The sequence below is a fragment of the Mucilaginibacter gynuensis genome, assembly GCF_039541195.1.
GTDB classification, from domain to species: Bacteria; Bacteroidota; Bacteroidia; order Sphingobacteriales; family Sphingobacteriaceae; genus Mucilaginibacter; species Mucilaginibacter gynuensis.
The window spans coordinates 530,829-548,086 of record NZ_BAABFT010000003.1 but is presented as its reverse complement, the minus strand read 5'-3'; the positions used below and the strand labels follow the sequence as shown (position 1 = coordinate 548,086).

The window sequence follows — 17,258 nt, the reverse complement described above, 5'->3', positions numbered from 1 at the left end:
GTATTGATCAATCAACTAATTCAAAATCACTCTTCAGGCGTACATCGTCGCTCGCGCTGCCTATCATCAGTTCAAACTTGCCCGGCTCTGTTGTCCACACCATTTTTGAGTTATAAAAGGATAGCTTATCCTTCCCTATCACGAAGCTGATAGTTACCGATTCGCCCGGTTTCAGCATCACTTTCTTAAAATCTTTCAGCTCTTTTACAGGGCGTACCGCGCTGGCTACTACATCGTGCAGGTACAATTGGGCTACTTCTTCGCCGGCGTATTTGCCGGTATTGGTTAGGGTGAAGGTGGCAGTCAGCGTCTCTGTATTTTTAAGTTTGGTTTTAGATAATTTAAGATCGCTGTACTTAAAAGTGGTATAACTCAACCCATAACCAAATGCAAAACGCGGACTGTTAGGCAAATCAAGGTAGGCCGATTTATAGATGATATCCTTATCATTCACAGATGGCCTGCCGGTACTTTTTTGCGCGTAGAATACCGGGATCTGCCCTTCCGATCTCGGGAAGCTGATAGGCAATTTCCCTGCGGGGTTGTAATCGCCGAATAAAACATCGGCGATGGCATTACCGGCTTCGCTGCCCAGCCACCAGGTATATAATATGGCGGGCACGTTATCGGCAGTCGAGTTAAATATCAGCGGACGACCGCCCATTACCAGTACCACAACAGGCTTGCCGGTAGCTTGTATGGCTTTCACCAATTCTTCCTGCACACCGGGGATGTGGATGTTCGACCTGCTTTTGGCCTCGCCACTCATATCACCTGCTTCGCCAATGGCCATAATTACCACATCGGCATCTTTAGCCGCTTTTACGGCTTCATCAAACCCGGCACGGCTGCTATCCTGAATAGCACAGCCCCGGGCATATAATAGTTTTGTGTTGTTTCCTAACTTGTGCTGGATACCATCGTATAATGATACCAGGTCGTTTTCGTCGGCACCGGCCCAGTCTATCGACCAAAAACCTTTCATATCTTTTTTAGATTTCGCCAGCGGGCCAATCACCGCGATGCTTTTCACATTTTTTGACAGCGGTAATAATTGCTTATCGTTTTTTAAGAGTACAATGCTCTTCTCTGCCACTTCTTTAGCGGCTTGTTTATTCTCTGCCGAATTAAGCACCGACTTTTCGCGCTCCTCGTTACTAAAGCGGTACGGATCGTCGAATAAGCCTAATTCAAATTTCTTTCTTAATATCCGGCTTACGGCATCATCAATCAGCTTTACCGATACCTTGCCATCCTTCACTAATTGTTGCAGGTTACCGATGTAGGCACGGCTTTCCATATCCATATCGCTTCCCGCGGTAATGGCGGCATTGGCAGCATCATAACTATCCTTTACATAGCCGTGGGCTATCATTTCACCTATTGATCCCCAATCGCTCACTACAAAACCTGTAAACCCCCATTTACCTTTCAAAATATCGCGTTGCAGGTAACTGTTTCCCGTTGCCGGGATGCCGTTCAAATCGTTAAAAGAGTTCATGAACGTGGCCGCGCCCGCATCAACAGCGGCTTTAAACGGCGGCAGGTATACCTCCCACAGCAAGCGGTCGCTCATGTCAACCGAATTATAATCGCGCCCGGCTATAGCGGCACCGTAGGCCGCGAAGTGTTTGGCGCAGGCCATTATAGCATCCAGGTCGCCAAGGCTTTTGCCCTGAAAGCCGTGTACCCGTGCTTTTGCGATCAGCGAACCCAGGTATGGGTCTTCACCGGCGCCTTCCATCACCCTGCCCCAGCGTGGGTCGCGGGCAATATCAACCATGGGCGCAAACGTCCAGTGCAGGCCCGATGCCGCCGCTTCTTTGGCAGCTATTCTTGCAGATAGTTCAATAGCGCCTAAATCCCAACTCGCGGCCTCTGCCAGCGGAACCGGGAACGTTACACGATAGCCATGTATCACATCCTGCCCAAACAGCAGCGGAATTTTCAACCGCGATTGCATGGCCGCTTCCTGTATCTGGCGGGTATCTTTAGCGCCGCGTACATTCAGCATAGAGCCTACCTTACCCTGCTTTATTTGCTCCAGCTTGTTATTATTTTTGCTCACCGGCCCGGTAGCGTCATTATCACCGGTATATTGGTTCAGCTGCCCTATCTTTTCTTCCAGTGTCATTTTCGCCAGCAGGGTTTTCACCTTAACATCAACATTATCCGGCTGTTTTTTAGCAGATTGGGCCATAGCTCCGCCGTTATTTATAAGCAAAGCAATAGCAGCAGTTAAAAGGGTCGGCTTTAACTTCATATAAAAATCAAGTAATTAGATATCAGAAAAACGGGTCAAAAATGGCTTGCGAAGCCTGTTCAAATTATTGAGGTATCATTTTGTAAAAATGCACATAGTCAACCTGCATAGCGGCCGGAAAAACGGTATCATCCACTCCCTTTATACCACCCCAGTTACCGCCAACGGCTATGTTAAGCAACAGGTGAAACTTTTGATCGAACGGCCATAAAGACGAACCCTTACCTGTGTTGATATAAGTAAATACCAGGTCATCATCATAATACCCGCGTACGGCATAAGGTGTCCAGTCAACACGGTAGTTATGAAAATCGGTCATGGCGGTTTCGATCATTTTGGTGCTGGTTTTTGAGTTACCGCCGTTGTTTACTTCGGTATGGGTACTAAAGTGTACCGCATTAGGATCGTAACCCACATGCTCCATAATATCAATTTCGCCGCTTTTTGGCCATGCGCCATACACGTATCCATCGGGCAGCATCCATATTGCAGGCCATGTACCACGCCCCGAAGGCAATTTGGCACGAACCTCAACCCTGCCGTAAAGCAGGCTATGCTCAAATTTTGATACCATGCGCGATGAAGTATACCCCATACCCGCCATAGTTTCTTTTTTGGCTGTAATGGTTAACATGCCGTTTTTCACCTCGGCATTATTGGTGGTGTTGGTATAATATTGCAGTTCGTTATTACCCCAGCCGCTGCCACCGGTATCATACATCCAGTTATCGGCCAGTGGTAAACCGGTATTATCAAACTCATCGGCAAATGATGGTGTGGTTTCAAACTTCCAGCCTTTATCTTCGGGCGGTTTCACCGTTACGGGTACATAGGGCGTAGCGTCCTTTTTTTTGCCGCCGCAAGCTACCAGCATCAAGCCCGTAAAAGCACACATCAACAGGCCTGTATTCATTTTCATAAGTTTTGCTTTATAGGGTTATTTAATAACCCTGCCGACTATGCCGGCAGGGTATTGCAGGGGTTAAATTAATAGCCTGGGTTTTGTTTAAGTTTGGTATTGTTCAATTCTCTTAACGGAATTGGCAATAACTCGTGAGTACCGGTTTTAAAACCATCTGCACCCAATACGGCTGCTGCCTGCCCTGTGCGTACCAGGTCAAACCAACGGTGACCTTCAGTAGCCAACTCTAAACGGCGCTCTTTGTAAATATTATCCAATGTAGCAGGCACGCTGGCTAAACCAACACGGGCACGTACCGCATCAAGCAAATCTTTAGCACGACCGGCATCAGAACCCGCTTTAATAAGGGCTTCAGCCTCCATTAAGTAAGTATCAGCTAAACGAATCTCAATATAATCGTTAGGATAGTTTAGTTCGGTGGTACCTGTACCGGCTTTATATTTAATAAGCGGTGCAAATTTCACCATAAAATAACCTGTGTTTTGGTAGCTGTGTTCATAACTTGAACTACTTGCGGCTGTTAAGCTATCCATATTAACTACGGTATAACCATAACGCGGGTCGTTAGTTGCTTTAAACGCATCAACCAAACTTTTTGTAACCGGGTTAAAGCCCCAGCCCTGCATAAATACCGGGCCATTGTATGAACGTGCGCCGATCATTTGGGTATATACGTTTGATTTGAATGAACCCCAGTTATTCCAGCTATAGCTTTGTGAACCGGTATGCGCAATTTCAAAAATAGCTTCGGTATTAAATTTATGATCAGGACTGAAGATATCTCCAAACTTGGCTAACAATTTATTGCCGAATGGCCCTGTACCACCGGGTGTACCGTTAACCAGTTTAAATTGAGCGGCAGCAGCAGCCCATTTTTCCTGGTACAATAATACTTTACCCAATAATGCAGTAGCAGCAGCTTTAGTAGCACGACCATTCTCTGCTCCCGATACAGTTGCAGGAAGATCAGGAATTGCGGCATTCAGATCAGCCTCAACAAGCGTATAAATTTCTGCAGGTGCTACTTGTGGTTGATTGTAAGCTTCTTTAGGATCAATTGGCGTGGTAAATAGAGGGATATTTTTAAATAATCTTACCAAATCAAAATAATAATGCGCCCTTAAAAATTTGGCTTCAGCAGTGTAACGTGCTTTTGTAGCATCATCCAGTCCGGGTACAGCCGGCAATTTGGATAAAATAATATTTGCACGGCTAACACCTTTAAAATCAAGTCCCCAATATTCCCCTTGCGGCCCTTGCGCGGCCGATAATGTATAGTTATTCCAAACCTGCCAGGTGGTCATATCCGTTGAGCTACCACCACCGGTAACACAATCGTCAGAGGCTGAATTAAGTGGGCCCAACACTCCCGAATAAGTATTGTCGATGCCCCCGGTTTCAGTTGATAATGGCTCATAAGCCGCTACTAAACCTGCAAATGCCTCGGCAGGAGTTGAATAATAATTTACTTCCAATGTTTGACCTGCGGGTTGCAGTTCCAAAAACGATTTTTTACAGCTGGCAAACAACGCCACACCCAGCAACATGGTTGCCGCGCCGTAACTGATGTATTTTCTTTTCATTTTTTATGGTAATTAATTGTTTACAAAGTGATATCTAAGCCCAACAGGAACGAGCGCGACTGAGGATAGATACTCCTGTCGATACCGCCCTGAATTTCAGGATCGAAACCATCATACTTTGTGATCGTAGCTAAGTTGTTGCTGCTTACATACACCCTCAACCTGTTCACATCTAACTTACGCAGCACTGTAGCTGGTAAAGAATAACCTATCTGCGCGGTTTTTATGCGGAAGTACGCGCCGCTTTGCAGGTTAAAGTTTGATGGATAAGAAAAATTATGGTTGGGGTCAGCAACTGATAAACGTGGATAATTACTATTTGAATTTTGTGGGGTCCAGGCATTAAGAGCCGATCTTTGATAGTTGGCATCGCCAATATCTAAACGGCGGTAACCCTGATAAAGCATGTTACCCCAAACACCTTGTCCGAATATTTTCAGGTCAAAGCCTTTGTAGGTACCGCCAACGTTAAAGCCGTAGGTCCAGCTTGGCAATTGGCTGCCTAAAAACTGGCGGTCATCTTCACCTATCTTACCATCGCCATTGGTATCCTGCCATTTGAAATCGCCTGGTTTCGCATCGGGTTGTATTTTAGTTCCGTTAAATGTGTAAGCATCAATTTCAGCTTGTGATTTAAATGTGCCTAACTCTCTAAAACCATAAAATGATGTTACAGGCTGGCCAACTTGTGTACGATAGAGGGCATAATTGGTTGCCTGGAAATTACCCTGATCCATAAACTTGGTTAAACCTAAATAGGTAACCTTATTTTTGTTGTAAGATAAATTACCGCTAAAGCTCATATTCACCTCTCCAAACTTCCTGTTGTAACCCAACTCCACCTCAATACCCTTATTTTCAAGGTCACCTACGTTTGCACGGTATGCTTCATTGAAACCAGCGTAAGCAGGCAGGTCAACATTTTGAATCATGCCCTTGGTTAACTTACGGTATAAATCAACACTAAGATTTAAGCTATTAAACAATACCGCGTCAAAACCAATATCAGAGGTACGAACTGACTCCCACTTTAAATCAGCATTTGCAGGTGCTTTTGGCGAGTTACCAATAACTAATTGGTCTTGGCCAAACACGTAGTTAGCACCACCGACAACAACTGATGTGTAGTAGAATGGCCCTAATGATTGCTCGTTACCCACAGCACCATAAGAAGCACGGATTTTTAAACTGTTTAGGAATATATCCTGCGGAAAGAAATTTTCTTTGTTTACAACCCAGCCTACTGATACCGAAGGGAACACACCGTAAACGTTGTTTGAACCGAAGCGTGATGAACCATCGCGACGGACGATACCGGTGAACAGGTATTTCTCTTTATAATCATAAGTTGCACGAGCAAATAATGAGCTTACTGTATATGGTTGGTCTTCGTTTGAATTAGCAATACGTTGTGCATTTGGCAAATCAAAATTAAATGACAATTGCTGATAAGAGGTTATCGGCAGGTTATTGTATTGTGCACCTACGCCAACAGCACTTTGCGATTGCGCGCTGGTACCAACCAATACGCTAAAGTTGTGGTCGCCTATTGAACGAGTATAACTTGCAGTATTATCCCAGTTCCAGGTAACGTTGCGGTTGGTAGCCCTGTAAGCGTTAGGATTGTTTTTGTTATTTACAAGTGTATTCAGAAAATATAAAGGTGAAAACGACTGGCTGCCATAAAATGACTGCTTACCACCTATCTGCGTACGGATTTTTAAACCAGCTATTGGTGAAATTTCGGCAAAGGCATTACCCAAAGCATTGTGCGACCAGCCGTAGTTACCTAACTGGGTTTGAACAAATGCAACCGGATTGGTTAATTCGTTACGTACCAGTTGCGATAAACCGTAAGGACGGCCCTGCGGATCTCGGATCAGGAAATTAAGGTTATTTTGATAATCCGGAACGTTAGGAATATCGCCTGTTACCACTACTGGTGTAAGCGGATCAAGGTTCAATGCCGAACTTAACGGACCACCAAACTCACTGTTGGTATTAACACCACCCTGGCTACGGGTATAAGCGTACTGGAAGTTTTCGCCTACGGTAAGCCATTTTACTTTTGTGCTGCTGTTTACCGTAAAGTTATAGCGTTTGTAGTTTGATATTTCGGGGAAGATAATACCTTGTTGGTTTAAATAACCAAATGAAGTATAGTAGTTCGATTTATCGTTACCGCCTTGTACAGATAATGAATGGCTTTGAATTTTAGCGTTATCACCGAAGATCTGATCTTGCCAGTTGGTACCTACACCAGCATTGGCCGGGGTTGGGTGAAATGCATCGTGTCCGTCAAAATACCTTGGATCGGTTGTAGCTACGCCATCATTAGTTAATGCCTGGTTACGTAGGGTTGCATACTCAGATGCATTAGCCATATCAATCTTTTTAACCACATTTTGTATACCGATATAACCGTTATAGCTAATTGACGATGCCCCAAGTTTACCCTTTTTAGTAGTAACCAATATAACACCGGCTGATGCGCGTGAACCGTAAATGGCCGCCGATGCGTCTTTAAGCACTTCTACAGATTCGATATCATTAGGGTTGATATTTTCTAAGCCACCGTTAAGGCCGATAACACCATCAATAACATATAACGGTTCGCTATTGTTGATTGAAGTGATACCACGCACCCGTATGGTAGCGGTAGAACCCGGCGAACCCGAGCTTTGTGTAGCCACAACGCCCGAAGTGCGGCCTTTGAGCACATCGGTAATGTTAACCACCTGCTGATCTTGAAAATCTTTTGATTTAACACTTGATATGGCGCCGGTTACAACGCTTTTCTTTTGCGTACCGTAACCAATTACCACTACTTCTTCAAGTTTTTTCACATCATCGCTCATGTTGATGTTGATGGTAGATTGGCCGCCAATCCTAACTTCCTGGTTAGCGTAGCCTATAAATGAAAATACAAGTGTACCACTTGAAGGAGCTGTTATGCTGTAGTTACCGTTTACATCGGTTTGGGTACCTGATGGTGAGCCTTTAACCACTACCGATACGCCGGGCAGCGGCTGCGCGTTCTGATCAACCACTTTACCTTTTACGGTTAGGTCCTGGGCAAAGGCGGCTGAGAATCCTGCCAACAGCAGGAAGATAAATAAAGTAATTTTTTTTCTCATGGATAATAAAGTTTAATAATTGTGTATTGGGTGTTGCGGAAATTGGTTGGGTTCCGTTTTTAAGATTTTGGCCAATATTTAGCCATAGGAAATTAAATAGAAGTAAAACTTATACGTCATAGTTAATTGGTTAAGTAAGCAATAATTGGTTATGCAAAAAGGCTTATACGAGGATGTATTTGGCCTTGTTTGTGAATCAAAGGTATCAAAGTAAAAAACATAAAAACAAATATTTTTTTCATAAATATCTGATTTTTAGTTACTTAACTTAATTTTGAAACGCTTAGATAACAAAATAAAAATTGATAATATGCCTAATTATCAGCACTAAACGTGGTTTTTAGTTAGTAAATAAATTAAAAAGTGATACGCTTTGTTCCATATACATTTTTAACATATTTTTTTAAGAAAAAATGCCCTCACAGCCTCAAAACGGCGATTAGTGTCAACTCAACAAGTATTATTTTAACGCTTTTTTTAAAGTTTTTCGGGAGGATAGCGTATTAAATTGCCCCAAAACAAAAAGCCCTGCTGATTTTTAATCAGCAGGGCTTAATAATCAATTACTTATATTTTATTTAGTCTTTATGTTTAATGGATACAGTGATATCCCTACTTAAAGCTATTTATACAGGTTATTAACCTAATAGTTGAGGTTTAGCCTGGTAGGTTTCCCATAACAGCTCTCCAAACAGGGTATTTGCCCATGCAAACCATTTACGGGTAAACTTGGTCGGGTCGTTTTTATGGAATGATTCGTGCATAAAACCGGTATTACCATGCGTTTTCTTTAACACCTGGATACAGGTTCTGATCTCTTCATCATCGTTACTGGTTATAGCACGCATAATAATGCTCATTGGCCAAATCATATCTTTACCAATGTGCGGACCGCCAATACCTTCAGCCGCTGTGCCTTTAAAGAAGAAAGGGTTATTGGTTGATAACAGCATTTTACGGGTATTTTGATATACCGGATCGGTATTCTTTAAAGCGCCCAAATATGGCAGCGATAGTAAGCTTGGTACGTTAGCGTCATCCATCAGGTTATAGCTGCCGAAACCGTTTACTTCATAGGCATAGATCTTACCGTAATCAGGGTGATCAATTACCGCGTGTTTTTGCAGGGCTGCATCTACCTCTGTTGCAAGCGCTGTAAGCTCACCGGCCAGCGCGTCATCCTTAAGTATTTGGGTCGACATTTCTGCCGCTTGTTTCAGGCTGATCACCGCGAAGAAATTCGACGGGATAAGGTATGAATAGATGGTAGCATCATCACTCGGCCTGAACGATGAGCAGATCAAACCAACAGGCTTAACCGGGTAACCGTAACCATTCATTGGTACGCCATCAGTAGCCCAGGCGGTTTTACGCTGAAAAGAGTATGGCCCGTCGTTATCTTTACGTTGCTGCTCTTTAAAAGTTTTTAGTATAGTTTGAATAGCTTTTTTCCACTCGCCATCAAAAGGTTTTACATCGCCGGTTAATTTCCAGTAATTGTAAGCTAAACGTATAGGGTAGCAAAGCGAGTCTATTTCCCATTTGCGTTCGTGCAAACCGGGTTTCATATCGGTAACGTCATCTTTCCACTCACCTACCTTTGCAGGATCATCGTAAAAAGCGTTAGCATAAGGATCCCTTAAAATATTAACCACCTGGCGGTTTACAATACCTGCAATCAGTTGCTGCAAGGCAGCGTCTTTTTTAATCATGCTCAGGTACGGCCAAACCTGCGCGCTGCTATCGCGCAGCCACATAGCATCAATATCGCCGGTAATTACATAAGTATCCGGGCGGTTATTTTTTAGTTTGTAGGTAACAGTGGTATCTAAGGTATTAGGAAAGCAGTTTTCAAACAACCAGCCCAGCTCTTTGTCTTTAACTTTTGCTTTAAACTCTTTAATAGCTGCCTCAACGGCTTTGCTGGTAAAATTTCTTGAAGCTGCAGCAGTACGTACAACAGGGTACTCTAACACCCCGGCTTTTACTGGGAACTTGCTAACAAAAACCCCGGCCCCCAGCAATGCAGTACTTGCAATAAATTTTCTTCTTTCCATTGTAAAGTATGTTTTATGTATAATTAGTGTCGAAAGATAATGAGAATAAATAAAATGCCCCTCAAAAAGGGGCATTTTATTAAAATAATTTAGCAGGGCTTAAAGCCATTTACTTTTAGCGAATATCAATACGCTAAAACCGCGAATATGCCGGGTTATAAATCTTCGCCTTACAATTGAATTAAGGCATTTAAAGCATATATGAACTCCGCTTACCTGTGTTTCTTGTTTTGAGCTTTTACTAAATCTGCTAAATATTTACTATTATCAACACTATATCTTACTTAAACATACTTGTTGTAGAATCCGCTTGTCCAATTTTTTGCTTGCTGATATTAGCGTTTGCTAAATCGAACAGTGCACTTTCTTTACAAATACAAATGTCTATTTAACGCCCCACTGTTTGTTAGGCTTTGGCCCCATTACAAGCACCAGTTCGCCGCCGTTCATTAGTTGCTCGTGGCTGAACCATGGCGTATCCAGCGTTTTACCGTTCATGGTGGCGCTTTGTATGTATTTGTTGGTTACCGAGCAGTTTTTGGCTACCATTTTAAATTGCTTGCCGTTGGTAAGGTCGATAGTTACCTGCTCAAACAGCGGACTGCCTATGGTATACACCGGCGTGCCTGGTGTTACCGGGTAAAAGCCCATTGATGAGAATACCACGAAGGCCGTCATACCGCCGCCGTCTTCATCACCGGGGATACCGAAGATGTTATCTTTATACCATACATCAAGCAGGAAACGGATGCGTTTTTGAGTTTTCCACGGTGCGCCTACGTAGTTATACAGGTACGGAATATGGAAGCTTGGCTCGTTACCCATAGAGTACTGCCCTACTATACCCGTAACATCCGGAAATTTAGCCTGGAACTCGTACTTGCTGCGACCAAGGCCTTCGCGGAACAATAGGTCTAAACGGGCCTCAAATTTATCTTTACCGCCCATCAGGCCAACAAGGCCGGGAATATCCTGCTGTACCTGCCACATGTAGGTCCAGCCGTTATTTTCGTCGTAATAATCACGACCGCCCATACCGCCATCAAACTTAGGGTCAATGTCGATCCAATTACCCTTTTCGTCCTTAGGTAAAAAGAACATTTCTTTGCTGTTCCAAAGATTTTTGTAGTTCAAAGCCCGTTTGCTGAAGGTTTCAAAGTCGGCGGTTTTACCCAACTTTTTGGCGAACTGCGCCAGTGCCCAATCGTCATAACTATGGCCCAAAGTAATAGCCACCGCCTGGCGTTTTTCCCATGAGTGCACTTCGGGATGAGTTTCTTTTTCGCCCGGATGCAGGGCCGGGAAATATCCGTTTTTGTAATAAAAATCTTCCAGTGTGCCTTTAGGGCCGTTTTGCCATGGTAACATGGTGGCTTGGTTAGCGTTTTTCAGCATACCCTCATAAGCTTTATTGGCATCGAAATTTTTGAGGCCTTTATTAAGCGCATCGGTAAATACCACGGTCGAGTGGAAACCGTTCATACAGGCATGATCGCCAAACACCACCGGGAAGGTTGGCATCCAGCCGCTTTGCTCGTACATGTTCACGAACGAGTTCAGTATATCTTCTTCCTGCTTAGGGTTCAATATGGTTCGTAGCGGATGGTGTGCTAAATAGGTATCCCACATCCAGTCGTCAACCAAAAACGGGCGCTTAGTATCGTGCACCTTTTTATCGTAACCGCTGTAATATTTACCATCTTCGGTTATATCAACAGGGCGCTCGTAGCAACGGTATAACGCCGAGTAAAAGCTGCGTTTTTGCGCTTCGGTACCGCCATCAACCTTTATCTGGCCTATTACCTTATCCCAGGCATTTTCGCCGGAGGTTTTAAGCTGGCCGAATGTGGTGCCGGTTAATTCGTTATCGTAGTTCTTTTTAGCTTGTTCGGCACTTACAAAAGATACCGCGTACCTGAATTCGATATTTTTTGACGCCGCGTTAGGGAAGCTGATATATGCGCGGGCACGTTTGCCTGAAACCTCACTACCTGCCGATACCTGGTTGTTTGATACAATACCGAATGTGCCCTTCTCGCTGAACACACCATACATGTAGATCTTTATATCATCGTGATAGGTTTCAACAGCGGTAAGCTCTTTGTCCGAGATCATTTTCCACTGCGCTTGTCCGTCGTTATAGGTATCGAACAAAATACTTTTTGTGGCGCTCGCCGGGAACTCGAAATTGTAGATACCCACCTTTTTGCCCGGCGCATACTGTACCGTAATATCATCATCAACCAAATAAGTTGAGTAATACCACGGGCGAAGCACTTCCAGATCGTGATCATACGTCATCCTGGCGCGGTAGCTGCCTGCGCTTACTTCTTTAACCGATGGTTTGATAGAAAAGGCTTCACCCAAACGGTGCGATACAATCAGCAGCGGGAAGCTGGAGATCTGATCGTCCAGGTAATCTTTACGTATCGGGAACATCCGCATCATTTGATTGGGAAGCTGTACCGTAGGGCGGGTAGGTTCCAGCAGCTGGCCTACGTTACCTATACGCGTATCAACGTATTTTAAATTCCCTTTCCCATCGTTGTTCTCCTGTGCCCGCGCTGTTATTACGCCGCAGCTGATGAGCATGCATAGTACGGCCGCTTTAATGGCCATTTTGTTTTTTATCATATTTCCTCTATAAATCTGTCTTTTTATAAAATGCTTTTAGTGGGCACAATATACTATTTCTGTACAACCCGCTATGCCATGTAGGCGCCGTTAATTAAACGTTTTATCAGCTATGCTTATCTTATTGCGCTACCAGCGTATAAACAGCTCCTTTTTGTGTAGGCATGTCATAAACCAGGGTGTTTTGTATGCCGGTAGGTTTTAAGTTTGCCTTCGGCGAAATGATAGGCTTTGCTACCTCATCTGTTTGGTAAAAAACATTGGTATTGGCACCAGTAGCATTTTTCAATGTACCGTTAGCGGCCAATTTAATGGCATTAGGCACTCGTAAGCGGCAGTTACCACCCAAGGTAGATTTTATGCTGATGCTTGCTACCTTGCCATCCTTCCATTGCAGGTTTACAATTTCATAACCACCGCGTGCCCTTAAACCGCTGATGCTGCCGTTTTTCCATACATCGGGCAGGGCGGGTAATAACTGTAAAGTACCATCATGGCTTTGCATCAGCATTTCGGCAATACCGGCTACGCATCCGAAGTTGCCATCTATCTGAAACGGCGGATGCGCGTCGAACAAGTTATTATAGGTACCGCCGCCACCGGCGTTTACGCCCAGTGGGGTAAGCTGTTTCCTGATAAGTTCATAGGCGTGGTTACCATCCTGAAAGCGTGCCCAAAAGTTTACCTTCCAGCCCATGCTCCAACCGGTTGATACATCGCCGCGGTAAATGAGTGAAGTACGGGCGGCATCAAACAGTTCAGGCGTTTGAAAAGGCGAAATTTGCTTGCCCGGATACAAACCGAACAAGTGTGATACATGGCGGTGTTGATCTTTCGGATCGTCCAGGTCACCCAGCCATTCCTGCAACTGGCTGTGTTGCCCAATTTGCATCGGCGGCAAGCGTTTACGGGCAGCTTTCAGCTTTTCAACAAATGCCTTATCATTCCCCAATGCTTCGGCTGCCCTGATGGTATTTGATAACAGGTCGAACACGATTTGGTTATCCATAGTAGCACCATAGGTGAGCGACGAACCTTCGTGCGATTTTGGTGAATTTTCTGGCGAGATTCCCGGCGAAACTACCAGCCATTTATGGGTAGGCTCTTCAATCAGGAAATCTAAAAAGAACTCCGACGCGCCTTTCAGCGCGGGGTACACTGTGGCCAAATATTTTTTATCGCCGCTGTACAGGTATTTCTCCCAAACGTGCTGACTCAACCATGCCCCGCCCATTGGCCACATGGCATAAAATATATTATCAACCGGGCCGGTAATACGCCACAGGTCGGTATTGTGGTGCGCCAGCCAGCCTTTGGCACCGTACATTACTTCGGCGGTTTTATGCCCCGTTACCGATAGGTCTCTCACCATGCTCAGCAAAGGCTCGTGCAGTTCGGTAAGGTTGGTGTTTTCGGCAGGCCAGTAGTTCATTTCGGTATTGATGTTGATGGTATACTTGCTATCCCATGGCGGGTCCATCCTGTCGTTCCAGATACCTTGCAGATTGGCTGGTTGCCCGCCCGGTTGCGAGGCAGAAATAAGCAGGTATCGGCCGAAGGCGAAATATAATGACACCAATTGAGGATCGTCGCCCTGCGCAAACTCTTTCAGGCGCACATCGGTAGGCTTTTTAATAGCATCCGTAATCCCCAGATCAAGCTTTACACGGTTAAAATATTTTTGATAGGCCGCTTTATGAGCCGTTAACAAACCCGCGTAAGGTATTTTTAAAGCCGCTTGCAGGTACGCCGAAGCACGTTGCGCCGCATTAGCGCTCACATCATGGTAATTAACAAAGTTGGTAGCGATGGAGATGTACACCGTTGCCGATGTAGCTCCTTTTATATTGAAGCTGGTATCTGAATGGGTAACCTCACCGCCTTCGGTTTTAATTTTCACCAGCGATACAAAGTTAACCTGTCCTTTTACCCCTTCATGGTCGGGCGTGGTGCCAGATAGTTCCAATTCGTTTTGGATGTTCACCTTAATGGTAGTTTTTTGAGGCGATAGCATATACGCGCTAAAGTTGAGCGCGGCGGCCTTGCTTGCCGTAAGCCTAACCGCAATTACCTGTCCCGGTACCGACGCGAATACCTCGCGCTGAAATTTCACACCGTTAACCGTGTATGATGTACGGGCTATGGCATCTTCGAGGTTAAGTTCGCGATAGTAATTTTCTAGTTGTGCATGGCCGGGGAAATCAAGATAGAGGTTACCTACCGGCATGTACATCATTCCGTTATTCTCTTTGGCTTGTATGGTTTTTTCGGCCAGGCGCTGGGCATCTTTGTAATGGCCTTCAAACAGCAGCTTGCGTACCTCGGGCAAACCCTTTATCGCGTCGGGGTTGTTATTGTCAGACGGGCCGCCTGTCCACACCGTGGTTTCGTTGAGTTTAAGCACTTCCTTTTCGGGGTTGCCGTAAACCATGGCGCCCAGTCTTCCGTTCCCAACGGGCAAGGCATCCGTCCAGGTGTTACCGGCGGGATGATCATACCAGAGTTTTAAATTGGTATTGCTTTGCGCGTTGGCACATACCGAGGCCAACACCAGTACCGGCAAAAAAATGAACGTATAAAGCTTAGTCATTTATGGCTAATTGTTTAATTGGTTTTTGAGTTAGGTTGTAATTGTATTGCCAATATTAAGTGCGTTCATTAATAAAACACTAATATTTCATTAATTGGGCTTGTTAATTTTTATTTACTGTTATTTTGACTGTTATTGAATAGCGTTAGCGGCGTAAAGATTGCTATATCTAACCAATACCAAGCATCTTATATTGAGAAAGTTACAACTTTTAGCCTACTGCAATGTTAATATTATTGTTACATAAGTAAATTATCGGCTGTGCTGATTGCAATCGATATCATTTAATAACCCTAAATAACAGTATTATGTTCAGGAACACAAAAGCGTTCAGCGGTTTTTCGGTAAATGATATTCCGAAAGCCAAAGAATTTTACCAGGACACACTCGGTTTAGATGTGGAAACCATAATGGAGCACCTGATACAGCTCAACATTGCAGGCAGCAACCCTGTAATGATTTATCCAAAACCCAACCACGAACCGGCCACTTTCACCATACTCAACTTCCCTGTGGAGAACATTGACGAGGCAGTTGACGAGCTGACCAAGCGGGGCGTAAAATTTGAACATTATGATATGCCCGATTTAAAAACCGACGAAAAGGGCATTTGCCGCGCCAACGGCATGGGGCCGGATATTGCCTGGTTTAAAGATCCCGCAGGTAACATATTATCGGTACTGGTACCTACCGAATAAACGGTAGTTTCACTTAATATAAAAAAGCACCTGTATGCCACGCGTACAGGTGCTTTTGTTTTTACACCCCGCCATCGTAACAAAAATGATATTTGCCGCACCGGTTAACGGCTTATTTACAGGAATCAGTTATATTTCGGGCACAATTGATCACCCTATATTAATTTAACCAAAACAAGTATGAATAAGTACGCTTACCGTATTATTATAGTCCTGCTTTTTATTACCGCTTTAGGCAGGGCGCAAGACAAACCCGCTTATACCAAGGCTGATGCCGCTAAGGCTTTTGAGGCTTTCAACAAATATTTTTACGATAGCAAAGCCAAACTATACGATGGCACCACCAAACACGAAGGTGTTGCCGCAATATGGGTACAGGCCATTTACTGGGACCAGGCCATGGATATTTACGAGCGCGATAAAAAACCCGCCCAGCTGAAGTTTGTGACCGACATTTACGAGGGTAACCATAAACATTACGACGCCTACAACTGGAGCAACCACGTAGTATGGTTCATTTACGATGATATGATGTGGTGGATAGCTTCGCTGGCCCGCGCGCACCAGATCACCGGTAACCCGGAGTATCTTAAAAAATCGATTGAGGGTTTTAATCATGTTTGGGAAGGTTCGCACGATCCGTCGGATGGTGGTATGTTCTGGGATTTTAAACATACCGGTAAAAACGCCTGTATCAACTACCCTACTGCCATTGCAGCGGTACGCCTGTACAATATAAACGGCGATACCGCGTATCTCAACAAAGCGAAATTGGTATACGGATGGGCAAAAAACAACCTGTTTAACAATGGCCGTGTAGCCGATAATAAAATAGGCAAACATGTAGGCTATAGTGATTATACCTACAACCAGGGTACCTGCATTGGCGCGGCTATATTATTATATAAAGCCACCAAGGATGCCACTTACCTTGAAGATGCCAAGTTAGCCGCCGATTATACCATGAACCACATGGGCACCAACGGCATACTACCCGCCGAAGGCGATTTCAACGAGCAGGGTATATTAAAATCGATATTCGCGGATTATATATACCGTTTGGTTAAAGATTGCGGCCAAAAACAATACCTGCCATGGGTTTACAAAAACATTAATACCGGCTGGCAAAACCGCGACAAAAAACGCGACCTCACTTTCCGTAATTACAATGTACCTGCCCCTGAAGGCGACATGCAATCGTACGAAGCCAGCAGTATTGTAAGGTTTATGCAGTTGTTCCCGCCGGCTAAATAGGGTTTGGTTAGATAAAAGCATTCTTTCCACTTGCGCTCGTTTTCAACGAGTGCTTAAACTGGTCTTGCGTCTGCGACGCTTCTGTGGCGATACAATCGCCAACCCATGTTAAGCACTCGT

General features: G+C 44.5%; 9 protein-coding genes. 2 read left to right on the top strand and 7 right to left on the bottom strand.

Annotation, left to right across the window (positions count from 1 at the left end):
• Positions 1 to 7: 7 nt before the first annotated feature.
• The 7 genes from bglX to ABD894_RS08565 form a co-directional block, all read right to left on the bottom strand.
• Positions 8 to 2,263, bottom strand: coding sequence for a beta-glucosidase BglX (gene bglX, locus ABD894_RS08595; protein WP_345210599.1), 2,256 nt, complete (start codon positions 2,261 to 2,263; stop codon positions 8 to 10).
• 64 nt (positions 2,264 to 2,327) lie between these two features.
• Complete coding sequence (locus ABD894_RS08590) at positions 2,328 to 3,182, bottom strand: glycoside hydrolase family 16 protein (RefSeq protein WP_345210598.1); 855 nt, start codon at positions 3,180 to 3,182, stop codon at positions 2,328 to 2,330.
• A 68-nt stretch (positions 3,183 to 3,250) separates the two neighbouring features.
• Positions 3,251 to 4,768 (bottom strand): RagB/SusD family nutrient uptake outer membrane protein, encoded by a 1,518-nt coding sequence (locus ABD894_RS08585; protein WP_345210597.1) that lies wholly within the window; start codon positions 4,766 to 4,768, stop codon positions 3,251 to 3,253.
• A gap of 20 nt (positions 4,769 to 4,788) precedes the next feature.
• Positions 4,789 to 7,905, bottom strand: coding sequence for a SusC/RagA family TonB-linked outer membrane protein (locus tag ABD894_RS08580; protein WP_345210596.1), 3,117 nt, complete (start codon positions 7,903 to 7,905; stop codon positions 4,789 to 4,791).
• Between the two features lie 638 nt (positions 7,906 to 8,543).
• Positions 8,544 to 9,962, bottom strand: coding sequence for a glycoside hydrolase family 125 protein (locus ABD894_RS08575; protein WP_345210595.1), 1,419 nt, complete (start codon positions 9,960 to 9,962; stop codon positions 8,544 to 8,546).
• Between the two features lie 384 nt (positions 9,963 to 10,346).
• Positions 10,347 to 12,596 carry a GH92 family glycosyl hydrolase gene (locus ABD894_RS08570; RefSeq protein ID WP_345210594.1) on the bottom strand — a complete coding sequence of 750 codons (2,250 nt, stop codon included), beginning with the start codon at positions 12,594 to 12,596 and terminating at the stop codon, positions 10,347 to 10,349.
• Between the two features lie 121 nt (positions 12,597 to 12,717).
• Positions 12,718 to 15,186: a glycosyl hydrolase family 95 catalytic domain-containing protein gene (locus ABD894_RS08565; protein WP_345210593.1), complete on the bottom strand. Its 2,469-nt coding sequence runs from the start codon at positions 15,184 to 15,186 to the stop codon at positions 12,718 to 12,720.
• Between the two features lie 308 nt (positions 15,187 to 15,494).
• Here ABD894_RS08565 and ABD894_RS08560 point away from each other — a divergent pair, with 308 nt between their 5' ends.
• Together ABD894_RS08560 and ABD894_RS08555 are read left to right on the top strand one after the other, a co-directional pair.
• The gene (locus ABD894_RS08560) at positions 15,495 to 15,884 is read left to right on the top strand and encodes a VOC family protein (RefSeq protein WP_345210592.1); all 390 of its coding nucleotides are present in this window, start codon (positions 15,495 to 15,497) and stop codon (positions 15,882 to 15,884) included.
• Between the two features lie 180 nt (positions 15,885 to 16,064).
• On the top strand, positions 16,065 to 17,138 hold the full coding sequence (locus ABD894_RS08555; protein WP_345210591.1) for a glycoside hydrolase family 76 protein: 1,074 nt from the start codon (positions 16,065 to 16,067) through the stop codon (positions 17,136 to 17,138).
• The last annotated feature ends 120 nt before the right edge of the window (positions 17,139 to 17,258 follow it).